The organism is Heyndrickxia coagulans 36D1 (assembly GCF_000169195.2).
In the GTDB taxonomy this organism is placed as follows: Bacteria; Bacillota; Bacilli; order Bacillales; family Bacillaceae_C; genus Weizmannia; species Weizmannia faecalis.
Genome location: NC_016023.1, coordinates 966,070 through 986,066 on the forward strand (window position 1 = coordinate 966,070; position 19,997 = coordinate 986,066).

Annotated in this window: 18 protein-coding genes, 1 riboswitch and 1 other annotated feature; of the genes, 4 read left to right on the forward strand and 14 right to left on the reverse strand. The window is 45.4% G+C overall.

What is annotated here, in order from left to right; genetic code table 11:
* Positions 1-297: 297 nt before the first annotated feature.
* Positions 298-621, forward strand: a complete 324-nt coding sequence (locus BCOA_RS21685; RefSeq protein ID WP_014096256.1) for a winged helix-turn-helix transcriptional regulator — start codon at positions 298-300, stop codon at positions 619-621.
* Between the two features lie 43 nt (positions 622-664).
* On the opposite strand, the gene BCOA_RS21690 is transcribed toward BCOA_RS21685, so the two are convergent.
* From BCOA_RS21690 to BCOA_RS21730, 9 genes are all read right to left on the reverse strand, one after another.
* Complete coding sequence (locus BCOA_RS21690; RefSeq protein WP_014096257.1) at positions 665-1,750, reverse strand: DUF1648 domain-containing protein; 1,086 nt, start codon at positions 1,748-1,750, stop codon at positions 665-667.
* Positions 1,738-2,139, reverse strand: coding sequence for a GntR family transcriptional regulator (locus BCOA_RS21695; RefSeq protein WP_014096258.1), 402 nt, complete (start codon positions 2,137-2,139; stop codon positions 1,738-1,740). Before BCOA_RS21695 ends, BCOA_RS21690 begins: the two co-directional genes overlap by 13 nt.
* 174 nt (positions 2,140-2,313) lie before the next feature.
* Complete coding sequence (locus BCOA_RS21700; RefSeq protein ID WP_014096259.1) at positions 2,314-3,021, reverse strand: amino acid ABC transporter permease; 708 nt, start codon at positions 3,019-3,021, stop codon at positions 2,314-2,316.
* 25 nt (positions 3,022-3,046) lie between these two features.
* Entirely contained in the window at positions 3,047-3,700 is a 654-nt protein-coding gene (locus tag BCOA_RS21705; protein ID WP_014096260.1) for an amino acid ABC transporter permease, read from the reverse strand.
* Positions 3,701-3,765: 65 nt separating this feature from the next.
* Positions 3,766-4,581 carry a transporter substrate-binding domain-containing protein gene (locus tag BCOA_RS21710; protein WP_014096261.1) on the reverse strand — a complete coding sequence of 272 codons (816 nt, stop codon included), beginning with the start codon at positions 4,579-4,581 and terminating at the stop codon, positions 3,766-3,768.
* A 566-nt stretch (positions 4,582-5,147) separates the two neighbouring features.
* On the reverse strand, positions 5,148-5,948 hold the full coding sequence (locus BCOA_RS21715) for an amino acid ABC transporter ATP-binding protein (RefSeq protein WP_373897105.1): 801 nt from the start codon (positions 5,946-5,948) through the stop codon (positions 5,148-5,150).
* Positions 5,949-6,195: 247 nt separating this feature from the next.
* Positions 6,196-7,506 carry a transposase family protein gene (locus tag BCOA_RS21720; RefSeq protein WP_014096263.1) on the reverse strand — a complete coding sequence of 437 codons (1,311 nt, stop codon included), beginning with the start codon at positions 7,504-7,506 and terminating at the stop codon, positions 6,196-6,198.
* A 394-nt stretch (positions 7,507-7,900) separates the two neighbouring features.
* A complete protein-coding gene (locus BCOA_RS21725) occupies positions 7,901-8,926 on the reverse strand; it encodes an AI-2E family transporter (RefSeq protein ID WP_014096264.1) in 1,026 nt (341 codons plus the stop codon).
* Positions 8,927-9,549: 623 nt separating this feature from the next.
* Complete coding sequence (locus BCOA_RS21730) at positions 9,550-9,735, reverse strand: twin-arginine translocase TatA/TatE family subunit (protein ID WP_013858271.1); 186 nt, start codon at positions 9,733-9,735, stop codon at positions 9,550-9,552.
* Positions 9,736-9,910: 175 nt separating this feature from the next.
* On the opposite strand from BCOA_RS21730, the gene BCOA_RS21735 reads away from it, so the two are divergent.
* Positions 9,911-10,747 carry an undecaprenyl-diphosphate phosphatase gene (locus tag BCOA_RS21735; RefSeq protein ID WP_014096265.1) on the forward strand — a complete coding sequence of 279 codons (837 nt, stop codon included), beginning with the start codon at positions 9,911-9,913 and terminating at the stop codon, positions 10,745-10,747.
* Between the two features lie 174 nt (positions 10,748-10,921).
* Here BCOA_RS21735 and BCOA_RS21745 read toward each other — a convergent pair whose 3' ends face one another.
* Positions 10,922-12,742 carry an APC family permease gene (locus BCOA_RS21745; RefSeq protein ID WP_014096266.1) on the reverse strand — a complete coding sequence of 607 codons (1,821 nt, stop codon included), beginning with the start codon at positions 12,740-12,742 and terminating at the stop codon, positions 10,922-10,924.
* A 108-nt stretch (positions 12,743-12,850) separates the two neighbouring features.
* Positions 12,851-12,999, reverse strand: a riboswitch (cyclic di-AMP (ydaO/yuaA leader).
* A gap of 899 nt (positions 13,000-13,898) precedes the next feature.
* On the opposite strand from BCOA_RS21745, the gene BCOA_RS21750 reads away from it, so the two are divergent.
* Complete coding sequence (locus BCOA_RS21750) at positions 13,899-14,192, forward strand: transposase (protein ID WP_041818233.1); 294 nt, start codon at positions 13,899-13,901, stop codon at positions 14,190-14,192.
* Positions 14,193-14,203: 11 nt separating this feature from the next.
* Positions 14,204-15,073, forward strand: coding sequence for an IS3 family transposase (locus BCOA_RS21755; protein ID WP_258435298.1), 870 nt, complete (start codon positions 14,204-14,206; stop codon positions 15,071-15,073).
* Positions 15,074-15,856: 783 nt separating this feature from the next.
* On the opposite strand, the gene BCOA_RS21760 is transcribed toward BCOA_RS21755, so the two are convergent.
* The 4 genes from BCOA_RS21760 to BCOA_RS21780 form a co-directional block, all read right to left on the reverse strand.
* On the reverse strand, positions 15,857-17,239 hold the full coding sequence (locus BCOA_RS21760; RefSeq protein ID WP_013858268.1) for a glycine--tRNA ligase: 1,383 nt from the start codon (positions 17,237-17,239) through the stop codon (positions 15,857-15,859).
* Positions 17,240-17,324: 85 nt separating this feature from the next.
* Positions 17,325-17,504: a binding site (T-box leader), on the reverse strand.
* Between the two features lie 13 nt (positions 17,505-17,517).
* Positions 17,518-17,724 carry a hypothetical protein gene (locus BCOA_RS35280; RefSeq protein WP_013858267.1) on the reverse strand — a complete coding sequence of 69 codons (207 nt, stop codon included), beginning with the start codon at positions 17,722-17,724 and terminating at the stop codon, positions 17,518-17,520.
* Positions 17,725-17,739: 15 nt separating this feature from the next.
* Positions 17,740-18,762, reverse strand: coding sequence for an HD-GYP domain-containing protein (locus BCOA_RS21770; protein WP_014096270.1), 1,023 nt, complete (start codon positions 18,760-18,762; stop codon positions 17,740-17,742).
* 751 nt (positions 18,763-19,513) lie between these two features.
* Positions 19,514-19,990, reverse strand: coding sequence for a hypothetical protein (locus BCOA_RS21780; protein ID WP_014096272.1), 477 nt, complete (start codon positions 19,988-19,990; stop codon positions 19,514-19,516).
* Positions 19,991-19,997: the final 7 nt, after the last annotated feature.

Consider the following 19,997-nt stretch of genomic DNA (forward strand, 5'->3'; position numbering starts at 1 on the left):
ACTTTACCCAGCCAGGACGCATCGGAGCATTTTCCTTTTCGCTTTTTTATTTGGGGGCAGCACCGTTTCACTGTGCATTTCCTCTCATTTTCATTTTTTCGTCTTTATTTGGGGATTTTTTAGGGCCATTTCTGTCACGGGTTTGCCAGCTTTTTCAGCGAAGCACAGCAGTTCCACTGGACAGAGATTGTTAGCTAGTTACTTTTAGTAAGTTCACAATTCATGTATAATGGTTAAAAAGGGTTTTGTTGATATAGCCCCGGAATGCAGGGTTGATAAGAAAGGTGCGTTACAAAAATGGGAAACCAAAGTTTATGTCCGCGTTTCGAAAAGGCGTTTCAGCTATTGGGAAAACGCTGGGTTGGCGTGATTATCCGTGTCCTTTCTAATGGGCCGATGCGGTTTAACGAAATGGCGGAGCTTATCCCGCATATCAGCCAAAAGGTGCTTTCGGAGCGGCTGAAGGAGCTGGAAGACCAGGGCATCCTTGTACGGGAAGTGTACCCGGAAAGCCCTGTCCGGATCGAATACCGGTTGACAGAAAAAGGCGAGGCGATCAAGCCGGTCCTTGATGAAGTGCAAAATTGGGCAGACAAATGGGTTGATCTTGAAAGTGAATAATAAAAGGGGTTGCTTCCATTCTTTGGAGCAGCCCCCTTGTTTTTTAAGAAAAGAAAACACCAAGCAAAAGCGGAATCAGAATAATGAGCCCGAGGATAATCCAGCCTGCCGGGTGCGCAAAGTTAAGGGTCCAGCCGCTCCCGAACCTTTTTTCCACCCATAAGGAAGGATCGTTGCGATTGAAGTAAAAAACGCCGAGTTTCCAATACGCATCGTCATCATACTGGAAGCGGCCCTGAACGGCACCATTGCCTACGCGGATGCGGCTGCCGCCCTGCCCGGTGATAACCGAGAGCAAAACCGCCCCGGCCACAATCAACAGGACCGCGCCCATGCCTCCGTACGACAACCAGGCAATCGGGACCGGCACAATAAAGGAAAGCTGAATGGCAAAAAATAGTAAAATCATAAGCAAGCCTGTAATGATCATAAATGCTGACCATCTGCGCCGGAAACGGACATTTTGCTCGAGGGAGGCTTCCGGTCTTTCGGCATTGAGCTGCTGTTTGCTTTTTGCAATCATCGTATTCAGCCAAATGAACAGGATAAGCAAGAACAGCTGGACAGTTGGCAGTTCAAACACGGTCCGGTACGATTTTTCCACCCAGTCTGTCGGTGTACCGTTAAAATCATAATGCATGGCGATCCGGTCCGGAATCCGTCCGTAGCACAACCATGTCATCAGGAAAGTGGCTGCTGTCACGCTTGCATGGATCAGAAACCATGCGTTGGAAAAAATGAGTTTCTGGCTCCGGAATTTCGGGTCGACGATGATCGCCTGCTTTTTCCCGGCTGCCCAGTTCCGCGTCTTCTTGATTGCCTTCATTTTTCGGTGAAAATAAAGATAGATAAGAAAATTACCGGCAATGTCAACAAGGACTGCGAGAGCGAAACCAGTTTGAAGCAACTGGCTTGTGCTTACAGCTATGAACAGGGCGGCTGCCAGAAGGATGCTGAAGACAATAATGACTGCGGCGTATTGTTTCCTCAGTTTTTTCAGTTCAGGATCCAGGTAGGCTGCCTCTGGGATGGTGACCCCAAAACTTTCCGTTCTCCTTGTAATGTACGGTGTTATTGCCATCATGACGGCAACCAGACCGAAAAAGATCAATACCATTATGGTTTCCATTGTTCTCCCACCTTTTGAATGTCGTTATATAGCTTTTCACATATTTTTAAAAATTGCTTTTCGTCCAGGCCGCGACAGATCGCTTCACTGATGAGCGGGCGCAGTTTTCCCGTAAGGCTTTCAAGATACGGTTCATCGGCCGGGGGCATCTGTTCAGGCTGGATGACAACCCCTTTTTGCCGGTGGATCTGGATAAAGCCTTCCTGCTTCAAGATTTGGTAGGCTTTATTGACCGTGTGCATGTTGACACCGAGGTCGGATGCCATCGCCCTTACCGATGGAAGTGAATCGCCCGGTGCCAGCTCTTTTGACGCAATGCCTTCCATGATGCTGTTATGCAGCTGTTGGTAAATAGGGACATTCGATTCAAGGTCGATTTTCATGAGCATGAACATCATCTCTTTTATTTGGGTTATTTGTTATATATATTGTATAACAGTTAGCACAAAAAAGCAATGGGGATTTGATTTATTTTGCAACTTTGCGAATGAAAATCAGCAATCGCAAACATCTCTATCATGAGAAAAGCTGCGCAAAAAAAAGGAACCTCAGGACAGGTTCCCCTAGAGCAAATTTTCTGTTGTGTTCACAAGCTGTTTGGCAGCGGAACGGTCCGGGTCGAGGCGCTTTTCGAGCCGGCGCGCGAGAATCGAAAGCAAGTAGTTGACAACAAAATACATGAAAGCTGCCATGAGCAGAATCGGGATGATGTATTTTGATCCGCCTTCCCCGTTGTAAATCCCTTTTGCATTGTGTAACAGTTCCGGCAGTGCAATGATGATCGCAAGCGACGTATCTTTTAAAAGCGAGATGAACTGGCTCACAAGCGGCGGGATCATTTTTTTCAAAGCTTGCGGCAGGATGATGTACCACAAGGTTTGGATATATTTCAAGCCGGATGAACGGGCAGCTTCGATCTGGCCTTTCGGGATGGCGTTCAGGCCGCCGCGCACAATTTCAGCAATCATCGCGGATTCGAACACCGTCAGCGCCGAAATGGCTGCTGCCGTGACGCTCATTTTCATGCCGACTTCAGGCAAGGCAAAATATGTAAAGAAAATAATCAAAATCAGTGGCAAGTTCCGGGTGATTTCGACAACAAGTGCCACGATTGGCGATAAAATTGGAATTTTGGCGTAACGCAAGATGCCGAGAATACAGCCGATGAGAAAACTCAACACGATTGCAACAAAAGCCACTTCCAATGTCACCGCAAAACCCTTCAGCAAATACGCCAGGTTTCCACTTGAATAAGCTCCGGCAAAATCCATCGCATTTCCCTCCTTTAAATATGATTCAACTGCTTCTGGCCAGCCGGCGTTCAAGATAGTTGACAAGCAGGCTGAGCGGGATCGTCAGAATGAGATAAAACATGCCGACGAAAATATACGTATCAAAAGTGATCCATGTTTTTTCATGAATGAGATCGGCGTAGTACATGAGGTCGAGTCCCGCAAAAACACCGAGGATCGAAGAGTTTTTGACCAGGTTCAGGAATTGGTTGCCGATCGGCGGAATGACGATTTTGATCGCCTGCGGAAGGACGACGTAACGCATCGCCTGGGTATATGTCAGACCAGTTGACCGTGCGGCTTCAAGCTGACCTTTGTCCACCGATTGAATGCCGGCACGTACGGCTTCCGCAATAAAAGCGGCGGTGTAAATGGAGAGCGCAATGGTGCCCGCGATAAAGCCGCTTAAATTAATATGAAAATAGCTGAGCCCGTTATAGAAAAAGAAACCGGTCAGGATTAACGGAATATTGCGGATGACTTCAACGTAGACTGCGCCGATAAAATTCAGCAGTTTCACAGGGGCCAGCCTGAACACGGCAATGAGGTTGCCGAGAATGAAACTGGCGACAAGGCCGATGATGCTGATTTTAATCGTATTGACAAAACCTTTCATGTATAAGTCGATATTGTCGGTGAGGATGGAAAAATCAAGCACGCTGTTTCACTCCTTTGCGGTTTAATCAGGAGAAAGGGATGGGCGATTTTGCCCACCCCTTATCCTTATTCTTTGATCCATTTGTTTTTGATTTTGTCGTATTCCCCGCTGTCTTTCAGTTCTTTCAAAGCTTTGTTGACGGCTTTTACGAGTTTCGTATTGCCTTTTTTCATGGCAATGCCGTACGGTTCTTTCGTGAAAGTGCCACCTACAACCTGGTAGTTCGAGTCTTGGGCGGCCATGCCGTACAGAATCGAGTTGTCGGTTGTCAGTGCATCGCCTTTGCCGGATTTTAAAGCCGTGAATGCTTCTTGATAGTTTTCATACTCTAACACGGTTGTATCCGGAGCGGCTTTTCTGACGTTGTCACCAGATGTCGCACCTTTTACCGTCAAGACTTTTGTGCCTTTCGTCAAGTCTTTGACGCTCTTAATCTTGCTTCCTTTTTTCACAAGGAGCGACTGGCCGGCGTCAAAATAAACATCCGAGAAGTCGACCACTTTTTTACGATCCGGCGAAATCGTCATGGTAGCGACAACCATGTCAACATCGCCGTTTTGCAGCATTGGAATCCGGGTTTTCGATGTGACTTCTTTCAGTTCGACTTTAACTTTGTCACCGAAAATTTTCTTGGAAATCGCTTTGGCAATGTCTACATCAAAGCCTTCCACATTTCCGGTTTTAGGGTCTTTGTAGCCAAATAGATATGTATCATATTTGACTCCAACGACCAATTTCCCTCTGTCTTCGATTTTTTTGATCGGATCATCGCTTGCAGAACCGGATCCGCCTGTCGATTTTGATTTGCCGCAGCCTGCAACCAGTGCTGCTGCCAAAATGAAAACCAATCCTGCTGCTAACCATTTTTTGACCTTTCCCATTTGAATCCCCCTTTTTTATTTATGGTCACCGCGAAAGCAAGCGCTTTGCGGAAGTCCCCAATGATAAATGTTTTATGCTGGTACTGCTTTGAGTAGCACGGTATTCCCGCGGGCCGGCACCTACCATTCCTTGGCTTATGGCCATGATTGCGCACCATCCCCGGATATGAATGTATATGCAGATGCAAATGGTTTATGACTGCGACTGGAACCGGCTTTCCGGGCGATTGACGGCCACCTTACGTGTACCCGATAGCCGCGGATCGTTTGCTTTCGATTTTTGGCATCCTGCCCCGCGTGGTACAGGTTATTTGGCCACCATTCGTAACCGGCTTTCCGGCGATTGACGGCTGTCATGTATGGACCTGATAACCGCATATGGTTTGCACCCGATTTTTAGCATCCTGCCCGGGCGTGATGCAGGATGTTTGGCCACCATTCGTAACCAGCATACCGGCGATCGACGGCCGACATGCGTGTACCCGGTAGCCGCGATCGTTTGCTTCCATTTTTGGCATCCTGCCCGGATACACATGTTTTGCAAGTGTATGTACCATGGCCTGTGGTTAATGGTTCAGCACACGGTTTAAAAAGGTGCGGGCGCGTTCTTCACGCGGGTTTTTGAAAAAGGCTTCCGGCGTATTGTCCTCAATGATTCTCCCCTGGTCCATGAAAAGGACGCGGTCCGCCACTTCGCGGGCAAAGCCCATTTCGTGTGTGACGACTACCATCGTCATACCGTCTTTTGCGAGGGCTTTCATAACGTCGAGCACTTCTCCGATCATCTCGGGATCCAAAGCAGATGTCGGTTCGTCAAACAGCATAATGTCCGGCTCCATTGCCAGCCCCCTGGCAATTGCGACACGTTGCTGCTGGCCGCCTGATAACTGTGACGGGTAGGCGTTTGCTTTATCGGGAATGCCCACCCTTTCCAAGTAGTGCATCGCCTTTTTTTCCGCTTCTTCCTTACTTTGGCCCAGCACTTTGATCGGCGCCAGCGTGATATTTTGCAAGACAGTTCTATGCGGATACAAATTGAAGTGCTGGAAGACCATGCCGATGTTTTTGCGAAGATCGTTGATATCGGTTTTTTTGTCATTGACTTTCATATTGCGGACGAAGAGCTCGCCGTCCGTGATGTCTTCCAGACGGTTGATGCAGCGGAGCATTGTACTCTTCCCTGATCCGGAAGGCCCGATCACAACGACGACTTCCCCTTCTTTTACTTCAAGGTTAATATCTTTTAAAACGTGAAAATCACCATAGTATTTGTTGACATGACGGAATGAAATCACATCATCACCTCCCGGCTGCTCATCTTTTTGGTGTGCGCTTCCAGTATTTAGAAACCTTCCATTACTCCCTATTTTAGAGTATATCAATCTATTCAGATAACATCAATATTTTTATTGAAGGTACAGTTCTGAAGAGTAAATTCATCAATTTTTAGATGTTTTATGATAAAATGACTTATCCACATTTAGAAAATTTTTCCATCTATTTTTTCTGCTTTCAAAGCCAAAAAGAGCCGAATTTGCAAATTTCTTTTTTAAAATTGTGGATAACTTCAAAAAAACCTTTTTTTACATCACATCCTTTGCTATAATATAACCATTAAGTAAACCTTACTTGTATTGGCTTACTTAAATGGGTGAAATCCTCGTCTGTTAAAATGCGTGTCCGAAACGATTCCAACAGATTTGAGGATTTTTCTTTTGCCGTTTTTTTGAGTGCTTTTAAGATTGACGAACCTTTTTCAAACAGCTGTCTAATAATATCTGTTATTTGAACTAATAAATAATGATTTTTCATGGCTGTGTAGTTTTGGCTATTGGCATGTTCTATATTGTAACGATTATTTTTTTGTTCGTTAAATCCTTGATTTTCAATCTTCCAGCGGCTTCTTCCTGCAGCGATGAGTCGTTCCACGTTCTTTTTCGTGATTTTAATATCCGTTATAAATACATACTCTTTCGATTTCCCATCCTCTGTTTTCATTGTGGCCTCCATCAGATTGACCGTTCTGTCTTTGTAGGCAATATCATTCACCCAAACTAATGAATTCTGATCCTTACTTTGTTCCAGCTCTTTTATTGCCCTAAACTCCGTCGAGATACTTTTAATTCTCCCTTCCTTAAATCTGCATATATATTTCCATTTGTGCGCCCTGCACAGATTAAATACCGTTTCACATGCATAGAGACTATCTCCCAAGATACAAATCGGTAGTCTTTTAAATATTTTTTTTATTTTCTTTGCCAGCCTGTCGAAGGCTTTTAATTCACAATCTTGCTTAGAAACATTTTCTGATTCATTTTCGATAAATTCGGAGGCAATACTGAAGACCATATCCCCCACGACAAGCTTGGCTTCAAGTACATGGTGCATATAAAGTACGTTCGTTTCTCCTGTTTCTTTATTTGTATATGCCCGTCTCAGGCAGTGTTTACAATGTTTCTCATGAAAGGTGTGTAATCCAGTTCCATCAATGATGACACCCCAGTACTTTCCTTCAATTCGATAAGACTCGAGAGACCTTTTTTTCAATAATTCTTTAATCATATACGTTCTAATTTTTTCTAATTCATTTACATCTAAGCCAGATAAAAAGTCGTTAATTGTATCATAATGTGGAAGTTCTTCAAGAGAATCTAAGCCTAACACCTTCCCTACATTTTTAATACATTCTTCTTTATTAAAACTCTCACTCATGTTTCTCATGGATTTTAGGCCGGTCATATTTTTCAACATCATCGTAAATAAAAGGACCTCTGGACCATAAGTGATATAGCTTTGATGTCGGTGGTCTGCTACCTTTTTTAGGTTATTCATCAGGTCTTTGAAAAAATGCTTCTGAATTTTAAGGAACTCGAAAAAATAATTTGCTTCTTTTTCACGATTTCTTTTTTCTTTTCTAGTAACCAAAATAAAAACCCCCTCAAAACAGCCAAGTTTAATTAGGGCTTGCTGAACGAATCAAATTTTAGCTTGTATTCGACTTGTCACTAAGCCATGCCAAAATATTCGTCCAGCAAGCTCTAATTATTTAAATTATTACATATTTAGCCGCGTTTTTGGGGGGGGGGAATAGTTAAATTATCACGAAAAATTTTTACTCCTCAGAGCTGTTGAAGGTATTTTTCTGTTTTTTAAGATGGATTTTCCGGGAAAAGTTATTTTTTTTAAATATTAAAAACCCAAGTGGTCTCTAGGACTAAAGTCTGGTGAGAATTTAATGCCAGAAAGCGTTTAGCAAGGGGGCCATCTGTGAAAAAAGCCGTTCCAAAATGCTTACCCACTTCGGAACGGCTGGTGCACATTATGTTTTTTTCTTTGGCTCCGTACTTCGGCCGGTAACTTCAAGGACATCAAGGAAGAACATCACAATTGGAATGCCAAGAATGAGCCCCCACACGCCGAAAAAATGCTCACAAAAAATTAAAATGAGAAAAGTGTAAAAAACAGGCATATTCGTTTTTGAGGACATCAGCTGCGGATTCAGCACATAGGCTTCCACGGCATGCACGATGACAATCAAAATGAGGACATACAGCACTTTCATTCCGCCGCCGATGCTGTAAGCGATGATACATAGCGGGATGAGCGAGATGAAAACGCCAGCGACCGGGATAAGGCCGAGAGCAAAAACGAGAATGGCGAGCCCGAATAACTGCGGAAAGCCGAGAATCCAGAGGCCGATCGTAGTAAGAACGGAATTCACAACTGCGATGATGAACTGGGCCTCGATCACTTTCCCGAATGTCCCTACAAATTTGACACCGAAATATTCGATTTCATCGTAAAACGCTGCAAGTTTGCTCTTTTTAAACTGTTTTGTAAAACGGATGATCCGCTCTTTTTCAAGCAGGAAAAACAAACTCAGGATAATGGCCATGAAGACCTGGATGCTGACTTTGCTGATGCTTGTAAAATAATCGAACAGGATAGAAACGCCTTTTTGTGCGTAGTCGACAATTTTCTTTTCCTGGATGTTTTTCACAATATAATTCAGTACTTCATTGTGCTGAGGTTTTGTGTAAAAATCGGAAATCTGCATAACAAGCTGGGTAATTTCATTGACCAAGATCGGAAAATATTTGATCACGCCGAGTGTGAGGCCGCCGAGAATCAAAATATACACGATTAAAACAGCCAGTCTGCGTTTGATCGGAAACCATCTTGTCACAATTTTTTGCAGTCTGTTGACAAGATAGGAAAAAATAAAGGTGAGCAGCATCAGGTCCATCATGCTGCGCAGAAAATACAGGATAAGTGTGATCAGCACAAAGATAAGGACCCTTCTGACCCCCCGTTTTTGAAATAATGAAAACAGCCGGTCTTCCATCGTATTGTTATTGCCCCCTCCGGATTCAAAGGAACCATTTTTCTGTTTACCCTTATCTTAACACATTTATAGCCGGTTCAAGTAATTTAGCCGGCGAGGGATGTGTAAAATTTTTTCCTGCCATAAAAGGAAATAAACCATACAGATGAATCAGCCCATGGGGAGCCCTCCGTTCCCGCTGCTATATAAAAAGAACTTAAGTTTTTCGCGTCAAAATCAATTACGATCAGGATAGACATTGCTTCTGGCAACTAATGTTTGGTTCAACTTATATAGCACGATCAGGAAAATTGAATCCGTCCCCGGGGACAGGGCGTTACGGCTGCATTTTCGGCCCGTGAAGGTGTCAGGGCGGTCGTCTTTCGGTGTTTTACCGTGAAAAATGTTCGGATGACGGCAGCGCGAATAAAAAACTGGCTGCTGCGTTTTTCGCAAAAAGGATCAGACATTTTTTGCAGCACTGGCAATGAGATGAAAAGTGGCAGTATGCTGGTCGTATTTTTACACGACGGCTCGTGAAGGTGTCAGGGCGGTCGTCTTTCGGTGTTTTACCATGAAAAGCGTTCGGAAAATGGCGGGGTGCATGCAAAAAATGGGCCGCTGCGTTTTACAGCGGCCTATGGTTATGATTTACTTTTTTTCACTTGCGGCTTTTCTTCTTCGTCAATGGCGTCGCGCACGCCTTTTTTGAATTCGCGCAATGTTTGGCCGGCTGCCCTTCCAAGCTGCGGGAGTTTCGACGGGCCGAAAATTAAAAGTGCAACAACAAGGATAATGAGAATTTCGCCAAAGCTGAGATTTCCAGGCATTTTTTCCCCTCCCCGGGCTTCTTTATCTTTATCTTATAGTGTATTGTAAACATTTTCAACTTATAATCACTTGAATTCAATTTATTTTCTGATTAAGCATGGCGGGGTTCGTAAAAAAATTTATTCGTTTTGGCCGGCGTCCATGGTAGAATAATGTAGTCTGGAGGTGACGTTTTTGCATTTGTGGAATTTGTTTGTGGCCGCCATTCTCGGCCTTGTGGAGGGGCTGACAGAGTTTGCCCCGGTTTCTTCGACGGGCCATATGATTATTGTGGATGACTTGATTTTGAAATCGAATCATCTTTATGGCACTGAAGCGGCAAATGTATTTAAAGTGGTGATCCAGCTTGGGTCCATTATGGCGATGGTGGTCGTATTCTGGGACAGGTTTTTAAATTTGCTCGGCCTGAAGAAAAATATTACGAGAGAGCAGATGTATGGTGAACGACTGAGATTGACGCATGTGATTACCGGGCTCGTTCCGGCGGCTGTGCTCGGCTTTTTGTTTGAAGACTATATTGACGCCCATCTGTTTTCGGTAAATACGGTACTTGTTGCCCTTGTGGCTGGGGCCGTTTTGATGATTGTGGCGGATCTCACGCGCCCGCGCCGGCCGAAGACAGAGACGGTTGACGAGATTACATATAGACAGGCGTTTGTGATTGGGCTTTTTCAATGTCTTGCACTTTGGCCGGGTTTTTCACGTTCCGGTTCTACGATTTCAGGCGGCGTTCTGCTTGGCATGAGCCACCGTGCGGCAGCGGACTTTACATTTATTATGGCCGTGCCGATCATGTTTGGTGCGAGCTTTCTTTCGCTTGTAAAGCACTGGGGCGCCGTAACACCTGAGACGATTCCGTTCTTTATTACCGGATTCATCAGCGCGTTTATTTTCGCCTTAATCGCGATCAAGTTTTTCCTCGCATTGATCAACAAGGTAAAGCTGATCCCATTTGCGGTATACCGCATCCTTTTGGCGATTGTTTTGCTTCTTTTGATTTGGAACCGATAAGATTTTGGCTGCGCAGCGTTGCGCGGCTTTTTTATTTTGGCTTTTGCCGCGTTTGATGCTGAACGAAGCGTCTACGGTAATTTGTTCTGCTCATGAAAAAAGGCTGCCGAACGCGTGGTGGGCAGCCTTTTTTGATACAGCCGTATTGCAACGAAAATGGTGCATCCAGATTTGTTATTTTTTAAAATGGTAGGGCATTGTTGCAACGACAACGTCTTTTTCCCAGAGAAGGCGCATCCGGATGAGGAGCGCGGACTGGTTGTGCAAAATGTTTTGCCAGCGTTTTTTCGGAATGAACTGTGGAATGAGTACCATGACCTGGTACTTGTTTTCTTTTGCTTTCCGCTGGATAATTTCCAAAAATTTGGCAAGCGGCTGGACAATGCTCCGGTAAGACGAGTGCAGGGTGACAAGGCGGACACCACAGTCCCACTCTTTCCATTTTTCTTCCATTCTCTTCTCGTCTTCATGGTCAAAAGCGACATAAACGGCTATGACCTGATCCGAGAGCGATTTTGCATAATTAATCGTCCGTTCCACGACCGTTGTAATGCCGGCCACCGGGACAATGATCACATTGGAGTGGATTTCTTCCTGAAACACCCCTTTAATCCGCAACTGCTCGCCGACCGCCTCGTAATGCCGGTTCACTTTCCGGAAAATAAACATGACGATCGGCAGGAAAATCAAAACCGGCCATACTTGCGTGAATTTCGTAATGAATAAAATCGCAAGGACGCTAAATGTAATAATGGCACCGACAAAGTTGACCGACATTTTGCCGGCCCAGCCTCTCGGTCTTTGAGTGACCCATTTCACAATCATGCCGCATTGCGCAAGGGTAAACGGAATGAACACGCCGACTGCGTACAACGGAATGAGGCGCTCGGTATTGCCCTGGAATGCGACAATTAAAATCATGGAAGCAACGCCGAGAAAAATAATTCCGTTTGAGTAACCAAGCCGGTCACCGCGGATCGTGAACATGCGCGGCATAAATTTGTCCCTCGCCAAGTTAAAAGCGAGCTGCGGGAACGCAGAGAATCCGGTGTTCGCAGCAAGCACGAGAATTAAAGCCGTAGTTGCCTGGACGAAATAGTACAAAACACCGTTGCCAAGTGTCCGGTGTGCCATTTGCGATACAACGGTTTCTGTTTCTTTCGGCGCAATGCCGAGCCAGTATGCGAGAAAACTGATGCCCGCTAAAAGCGATGCCAGAATGATACCCATCATGGCAAGCGTGCGGGCTGCGTTTCTCGGTGCCGGGTCGCGAAAGTTCGGGATCGCGTTGGAAATGGCTTCGACCCCTGTCAATGCCGAACAGCCAGATGAGAAAGCTTTTAGCAAAAGAAACAGTGAAATGCCGGCGACCGGCGTACCGATATGCGGATGCAGGTTTTGCGGAACTTGCCCCGTTACGGTTTTAAATAAACCGACAACAATGATGACAATCAATGCAAATACGAACAGATAAACCGGGTATGCGAGCACATTGGCTGATTCCGTCAACCCGCGCAAATTCAAAATCGTAATGATCAGAACGAGAAAAACCGCAATCTGCACACTGTACGGATGCAAGCTCTGAAACGCGGAAGTAATGGCATCTGTTCCGGCTGAGACGGAAACGGCCACCGTTAAAATGTAGTCCACCAGCAAGGATCCGCCTGCAAGAAGGCCGGGGGTGACGCCGAGATTTTCTTTCGAGACAAGGTATGCCCCGCCGCCTTGCGGATAAGAGTAAATGACCTGGCGATAAGATAAAATGAGTGCAGCCAATAAAATTAAAATGCCGACTGTAATTGGAATAGAGTACCAAAATGCCAGCGTTCCCACTGTGGCAAGTACAATCAGCACCTGTTCAGGCCCGTATGCAACAGATGAAAGTGCGTCGGATGACAGAATGGCCAGTGCTTTTAACTTGGTCAGCTTCTGGCCTTCGAGTTCATTTGAACGCAGCGGTCTCCCAATTAACAATCGTTTTATCGTGGTGAACATTTGAATTGTCTCCTTTTATCTGCAGTGTTTCAAAATGCTTCCCCAAAAATAAGAAAAACCACAAAGAGAATTTATCTTCCCTGTGGTCTATTGCCCGATCACAGTTTCACATCCTCTCTTATAACGCTGACGGGGTTAGCTGTCGGGTTCGGGCATAAGAGTGGCCCTGCCTTTTTAAAAAAGGCTTCACCCCAAAGCGGCGCGCGGCCGCCAACCTGGTTCCCCCGTTCCGTTTCCGGATTAAGCGGTTCAGTTATGAAACACAAATTTTTCATACGACATCCTATCTTACTCCCGTTGCCATGGTTTGTAAAGACTATTTCGCAATTGCGTTTCGGTATGTCCATCTTTACCCGCCATATCCCCGGGCAAACTGTCTTTATTCACAGTACCTAATTTTCGATCATGCTTCTTTTGTAGAATATCCGAATGTGCCTAAAGCACGCAAAAAGCAAGGTTTTTCGGCAAATCCGGAGTAAAGAGATAAACAGAGTTAGGAAGGTAAAACCTGAGGATGAAAAGATGACCTCTTGGGGCAGGCGGATCAATTGGAAACATAAGACCAAAAGAGGCGCGAACCCGGTGGAATTGTCTAATTAGGAGCTCCATTCGGGCCCGAAATGTCCTTTTGAAGCCGTCAAAAAGACAAAACGAGCGGCATCAGGTAACGAAATGTCCTTTTGATCCTGTCAAAAGGACAAAACATGCCGCATCCGGGAATGAAATGTCCCTTTGATCCTGTCAAAAGGACAAAAGGAGTTGCATTCGGGCCCGAATTGTCCTTTTGAAGCCGTCAAAAAGACAAAACGAGCGGCATCAGGTAACGAAATGTCCCTTTGAACCTGTCAAAAGGACAAAACATGCCGCATCCGGGCCCGAATTGTCCTTTTGAAGCCGTCAAAAAGACAAAACGAGCGGCATCAGGTAACGAAATGTCCTTTTGATCCTGTCAAAAGGACAAAACATGCCGCATCCGGGAATGAAATGTCCCTTTGATCCTGTCAAAAGGACAAAAGGAGTTGCATTCGGGCCCGAATTGTCCTTTTGAAGCCGTCAAAAAGACAAAACGAGCGGCATTTAAATTAGTCTAAAAAGTGGACACGGAGAAATGAGATTAGTATATAATACAATCATCATTAAAAAGGACGTGTTCATAATGGGGAAACATTACGATCGGGAGTATAAGGATTATGCTTCAAAATTGGTGGTTGAGGAGGGGAGAAAGGCTACTGAGGTAGCTTATGAACTGGAAGTATCCTACAAATCGTTGTGCAGATGGGTTGCTGATTATAGGCAACGGGTAAAAGGTGAACAAACGGCAGAGCGCTACATTACCCCTTCAGAATTAGAAAAGATGAAAAAACAACATGAGAAAGAATTGGCTGAGATACGGGAGGAGAACGAAATCTTAAAAAAGGCCATGCGCATCTTCACAAAAAACCAGGAGTAAAATACCGGTTTATCCAAGCTCATTATGATGAACATTCAGTCGTGAAGATGTGTAAAGTCCTGGAGGTTTCTAAAAGTGGATATTACAAGTGGTTGCGCAACCAGGGGCCATCAAAAAAAGAGGCTTATCTGAAAGAAATTCGACAGAAAATAAGCAAGTCTTTTCATGAGAGCCAGGGGACGTATGGGAGTCCAAGAGTACACAATGACCTGGTTGAATGGGGCTATACCATTTCCCAAAAAACAGTAGCCCGCTTGATGAAGGAAATGGGTTTGTCAGCCTCGTCTAAAGAAAAGTTCGTTGTTACAACAGATTCCAATCACGATATGAAGATTTATCCTAATCTTCTCAAACGCCAGTTTAAAACAGAAGGGCCGAATCAGGTTTGGGTGGTGGATATTACTTATATCTGGACGCTTGAGGGCTGGGTATATTTATCATCCGTGATGGACTTGTTTTCGAGGAAAATAGTGGGATGGCGTATGGGCGGACGTATGAAAAAAGAGTTGCCAATCCAAGCATTGAATATGGCGATTACTTCAAGGCAACCTGGGGAAGGGCTGGTCCATCATTCAGACAGAGGATCCCAGTATTGTTCCAAAGAATATACAGATATTCTAAAAGCAAACGGAATACAAATCAGCATGAGCAGAAAAGGAGATCCATACGACAATGCTTGTATCGAATCTTTTCACGCCACTATCAAGAAGGATTTAATACACAGGAGGCGCTTTGAAACCAGGGCTGCGGCAATGAGAGCTATAAATTACTATATTAGCAGTTTTTACAATGAACGGCGAAAGCACTCCACCTTAGGGTATGTCTCACCCAACCAATTTGAGAGGAAACACCAGCAAATAACAGAAGAAAATATCTCATAAATTACTCAAATTCCTCTTACGGCGTCAGAGATGATCAATCACGCCTTTCGATTGATCATTTCTGATGCCTAACCAAACGAAGTGCGGTAGGGGTTTTAAATAAAAATATCTCAAATCTATGTGTCTACTTTCTTGACATAAGACCAAAACGAGCGGCATCAGGTAACGAAATGTCCCTTTGATCCTGTCAAAAGGACAAAACATGCCGCATCCGGGCCCGAAATGTCCTTTTGAAGCCGTCAAAAAGACAAAACGAGCGGCATCAGGTAACGAAATGTCCCTTTGAACCTGTCAAAAGGACAAAAAGAAGTTGCATCCGGGCCCGAATTGTCCTTTTGAAGCCGTCAAAAAGACAAAACGAGCGGCATCAGGTAACGAAATGTCCTTTTGAACCTGTCAAAAGGACAAAACATGCCGCATCCGGGAATGAAATGTCCCTTTGAACCTGTCAAAAGGACAAAAGGAGTTGCATCCGGGCCCGAATTGTCCTTTTGAAGCCGTCAAAAAGACAAAACGAGCGGCATCAGGTAACGAAATGTCCTTTTGATCCTGTCAAAAGGACAAAACATGCCGCATCCAATTAGACAAATTAGGCGAAAACCCGTTGAAAATGTCTAGTTAGGCGTTCTAATTGGACAAATCCAAGCGTAAAACCCGTTAAAAATGTCTAATTATGGTCTAATTAGGCGTTCCAAACGCCAAAATCCATTACGATCAGGATAGATTTGCTTATGGCTGTCCGGCGCACCAACAAAGAAAAAACCCGCAAGTTGCGGGCTTTTTTTAAAACTTAATTTTTTCTTCCAAAAAGGCTTTAAGTTCCGTGATTGGCACACGGGTTTGCTCCATTGTGTCACGGTCGCGGACGGTCACCATATGGTCGTCGCGCGAATCGAAGTCGTATGTGATGCAAAACGGTGTGCCAATTTCGTCCTGGCGGCGGTAGCGCTTGCCGATCGACCCGGTTTCGTCAAAATCAACCATAAACGTTTTCGACAAATCCGAAAAAATGTCGCGTGCTTCAGCTGATAATTTTTTCGACAGCGGCAAAACCGCGGCTTTGTATGGCGCAAGGGCCGGGTGCAGGTGCATGACCGTACGGCTTGTGCCGTCTTCAAGTTCCTCTTCTGCATAAGAGTCAATCAGAAATGCCAGTGCTACACGGTCCGCCCCAAGCGACGGCTCAATACAGTACGGAACAAAGCGTTCATTCGTTTCCTGGTCAAGATAAGTGAAATCCTCGCCGGAATATTCCATATGGCGTTTCAGGTCGTAATCGGTACGGGAGGCTATGCCCCACAATTCGCCCCAGCCGAACGGGAAGTTGTATTCAAAGTCGGTGGTCGCGTTCGAGTAATGGGACAGTTCTTCTTTTTCATGGTCGCGCAGCCGCAAGTTTTCTTCCTTCATGCCGAGATTCAGCAAAAATTCGCGCGCATATTGTTTCCAGTAGTCAAACCATTTGAGCTCTTCGCCCGGCCTGCAGAAAAATTCAAGTTCCATCTGTTCAAATTCGCGCGTGCGGAAAATGAAGTTCCCCGGGGTGATTTCGTTCCGGAAACTTTTGCCGATTTGGGCAATCCCGAATGGCAATTTTTTGCGCATTGTCCGTTGCACATTTTTAAAATTGACGAAAATGCCTTGTGCGGTTTCCGGGCGCAAATACAGTTCATTCGTGCTGTCTTCGGTTACGCCCTGGTATGTTTTGAACATCAGATTAAACTGGCGGATGCCGGTCCAGTCTTTGCTGCCGCAATCCGGGCAGGCGATGTCATGCGTTTTGATCAGCTCTTCCATTTTTTCAAACGGCAGGCCGTCGACAATCATGTCGATCCCTTTTTCATGCAGGGCATTTTCGATCAGTTTGTCGGCACGGTGCCGGGCTTTACAATGTTTGCAGTCGATCATCGGGTCGTTAAAATTGCCGAGGTGGCCGCTTGCTTCCCATGTGCGCGGGTTCATCAGGATCGCAGCATCGAGGCCGACATTGTACGGCGACTCCTGGATGAATTTTTTCCACCAGGCTTTTTTGACGTTGTTTTTGAATTCGACGCCGAGCGGGCCGTAATCCCAAGTGTTGGCAAGCCCTCCGTAAATTTCCGAACCCGGGAAAATAAACCCGCGGTGTTTCGCGTGCGAGACGATTTGATCCATCGTGACGCTCATTGTCATCTCTCCTTTTTTCATTGAAATGGTTTCCCCTGGGGACGGGAATGTTTCCATATAAAAAGCTCCCATCTCCAGGCAACAGCCTGGGGACGAGAGCTTGAATTCCCGCGGTTCCACCCCAGTTGATGCGGAATTTCCGCACCCACTTTCCATGAAAAAACTCCGGACTGCCGTTTCACCGGGTTCCTTGCCGGGCTTCCACCGCCCCCGGCTCGCTTGAAAGGAAAAGTTCCGGCTACTATTGATCCTTCATCGTCGCTATTTGAATAGAAATACTATACCAAACCTGGGCAGGACAAGTCAATGCCCGGCTTGCTTTGGAATGAATATTGTAATCGTGTTATTGTGCCGGAGGCTGCTGTGCTTTGCAAACCTTCTATTTTTGTCGGAATATCCGGGAGGGCGTACTGCTCCTGTCCGCCTTTCCGGTTTCCAAAAAGACACGCTTTGTCTTTCGAGTTTCCCATCTTTTTACATTTCATACAAAAGAGCCCCGGTTAATTGGGATTGGCAATTTGAAACAAGGTCAGCTTTTGTTCCATCAGGTTTAAAACCGGGTACCCTTCGACTTTAAGGACAGGCTGGTTTGGATGAAGCGGATGGATCCGGATAATGCTCCCTTTTATCCCGTTACGGAGTGTAATCGGCTGTTTCCAGTAATTTTCCATCAGGAAGTTGACAAACGGGAGGACAATTTCCCGATCGAGCCGGCCGGCATCAGCATCTGCCATTAATTCGTCAATCGCAAAAAACACCGGCTGCCTCCTGCGGTATGCGCGGTTGGAACAAATGGCGTCAAACGTATCCGCCACAGATAATATTCTGACAAGAAAAGGAATGGTTTTCCTGCCATCCGGGTAGCCTGAGCCGTCCAGCCGTTCATGGTGCATTAGGGTCCCTTTTAAAATCATCGGGTCGAGCGATGTTTTCTCAAGCAGCCGGTAACCCGCTTCCGGATGCTTCTTGATCAAGGCAAACTCTGCATCTGTTAGTCTTCCCGGTTTATTGAGAATTTGCGGGTCAATGGTGAACTTGCCAATATCGTGGAAAAGCCCCATTTGCGCCAGTAGGCTTTGCTTTTCAGGATGCAACTTCAAAATTTTCCCAATATTAGCAGCTATCAGCCCGACATGGATACAGTGTTTGAACAAATATTCGTCAGCAGAGAAATGCTCCATTAGTTCCAAAATAGACGTCCGGGTCGTAAACACTTCTTTGTAAAACTTGCGAAAATTTTTTTCCATACTCTCCACTTCTGCATCACAAAGGGTTGTTTTCACTTGAATGATGCGCTGGAGTTCTTCCATTTCATGGTAAATATTCTCATATAATAAGTCATGGAAGATCCCGGGCACTTCGGTGGCAATGCGCCTGCCGTCCAATTCCGGATCGCGCAGGACTTCATATTTATTTAAAATGGCAGCGAGCCTTTCTGTAAGAAACGTCCCTTTCCGCAGCAACAGGACGCCGCTATTGGAGTACAAATCTTCTTCTAACTTTTCCCCTTTTTGAAACACCATTGAAAAAGCTCCCCTTGAACGTACTTTTTTACATTTTAACACAGGAAATGTTCGTGAAAAGGAGCCTTTCCGATTTTTCTTAAAAAGTTCATTTATGTTCCGCTGCCTGCCATGATTTTCGACTTCAAACAACGGACCATCTCCGCGCAATTCTCAAACGGGGAACAGCTTTGTTTTTTTGAATCTCCGCCTCATTTCAAATTTCTCGTACTTTCCCGCGTTTCAGAAGATCTCGCCTACGCAATTTCCCGTTCTACTTCAACTTTTGGCGCGGGTTTCCTACTTCAAAAAACAAAATCCTCTCCGGACAGACATCGGGCTTTGCATGGTTGCTTGATATTCAGTTTTTTCAGCTTCCCGCCGCGCTTTCTGTTTCAGAAAACAGACCGCTCCCACGCAATTTTCGAGACAAACGGGCATCGGCTTTGCTTTACTTGGATTTCCGCATCTATTTCAGCTTTCCCGCCGCACTTCCTGTTTCGGAAAAAGACTGCTCCCATGCATTTTCCGCAACAAATGAGTATCATCTTTGCTTTGCTTGGATTTTCGCATCTATTTCAGTTTCCCGCCGCACTTCGGAAAACAGACTGCGTCAACTCATTTTCCCGCAACAAATGGGCATCGGCTTTGCTTGGATTCCTGTTTCTTTTTCAATTTTCTGCCGCGGTTTCCTGTTTCGGAAAACAGTCTGCTCCCAAGCAATTTCCCGCAACAAACGGGCATCGGCTTTGCTTGGATTCCTGTTTCTTTTTCAGCTTTCCGCCGCGGTTTCCTGTTTCAGAAAACGGATGACTTCCGCATAGTTTCCTGTAACGAGCGCCGGGTTTTGCAACGATTCCTCTATTCTTTTTGTAGCATCCGTTTCGACGAGAACAAATCCGGGAAACGCCTGCAGCTGGATCAACGGATTAATGCGACGGATATCTTCATATTGATAATGCAGCTCTAAGGACACATGATCCATTTCAAGAAACGGCACATGCTCTTCTTCGTACCAATCTTCATCTGTCACAACGATCAAAGTATAATAGCGCCGGTTTTCCGCTGCCCGTGAATTGCCTTTTTCACTGATGATCCGGTCAACGCAAATCAGGCAGCCCATTATGATGAACGCGAATACAGCGTACAGCCATAAATGGGACAACAACAGCAATACCGCTGTAATCAACGAAAGGATACTCAACCTTTTTGCCACCATTTGAAGCAGTAAAAGGACATCACTCATCATTCACGTC

Bases quoted from the DNA above. Each gene is read 5' to 3' on its own strand.
- BCOA_RS21685 (WP_014096256.1), top strand. From the start codon at position 298: ATGGGAAACCAAAGTTTATGTCCGCGTTTCGAAAAGGCGTTTCAGCTA.
- BCOA_RS21690 (WP_014096257.1), bottom strand. From the start codon at position 1,750: ATGGAAACCATAATGGTATTGATCTTTTTCGGTCTGGTTGCCGTCATG.
- BCOA_RS21695 (WP_014096258.1), bottom strand. From the start codon at position 2,139: ATGCTCATGAAAATCGACCTTGAATCGAATGTCCCTATTTACCAACAG.
- BCOA_RS21700 (WP_014096259.1), bottom strand. From the start codon at position 3,021: ATGGATTTTGCCGGAGCTTATTCAAGTGGAAACCTGGCGTATTTGCTG.
- BCOA_RS21710 (WP_014096261.1), bottom strand. From the start codon at position 4,581: ATGGGAAAGGTCAAAAAATGGTTAGCAGCAGGATTGGTTTTCATTTTG.
- BCOA_RS21725 (WP_014096264.1), bottom strand. From the start codon at position 8,926: ATGGAAGACCGGCTGTTTTCATTATTTCAAAAACGGGGGGTCAGAAGG.
- BCOA_RS21730 (WP_013858271.1), bottom strand. From the start codon at position 9,735: ATGCCTGGAAATCTCAGCTTTGGCGAAATTCTCATTATCCTTGTTGTT.
- BCOA_RS21745 (WP_014096266.1), bottom strand. From the start codon at position 12,742: ATGTTCACCACGATAAAACGATTGTTAATTGGGAGACCGCTGCGTTCA.
- BCOA_RS21750 (WP_041818233.1), top strand. From the start codon at position 13,899: ATGGGGAAACATTACGATCGGGAGTATAAGGATTATGCTTCAAAATTG.
- BCOA_RS21760 (WP_013858268.1), bottom strand. From the start codon at position 17,239: ATGAGCGTCACGATGGATCAAATCGTCTCGCACGCGAAACACCGCGGG.
- BCOA_RS35280 (WP_013858267.1), bottom strand. From the start codon at position 17,724: ATGAAATGTAAAAAGATGGGAAACTCGAAAGACAAAGCGTGTCTTTTT.
- BCOA_RS21770 (WP_014096270.1), bottom strand. From the start codon at position 18,762: ATGGTGTTTCAAAAAGGGGAAAAGTTAGAAGAAGATTTGTACTCCAAT.
- BCOA_RS21780 (WP_014096272.1), bottom strand. From the start codon at position 19,990: ATGATGAGTGATGTCCTTTTACTGCTTCAAATGGTGGCAAAAAGGTTG.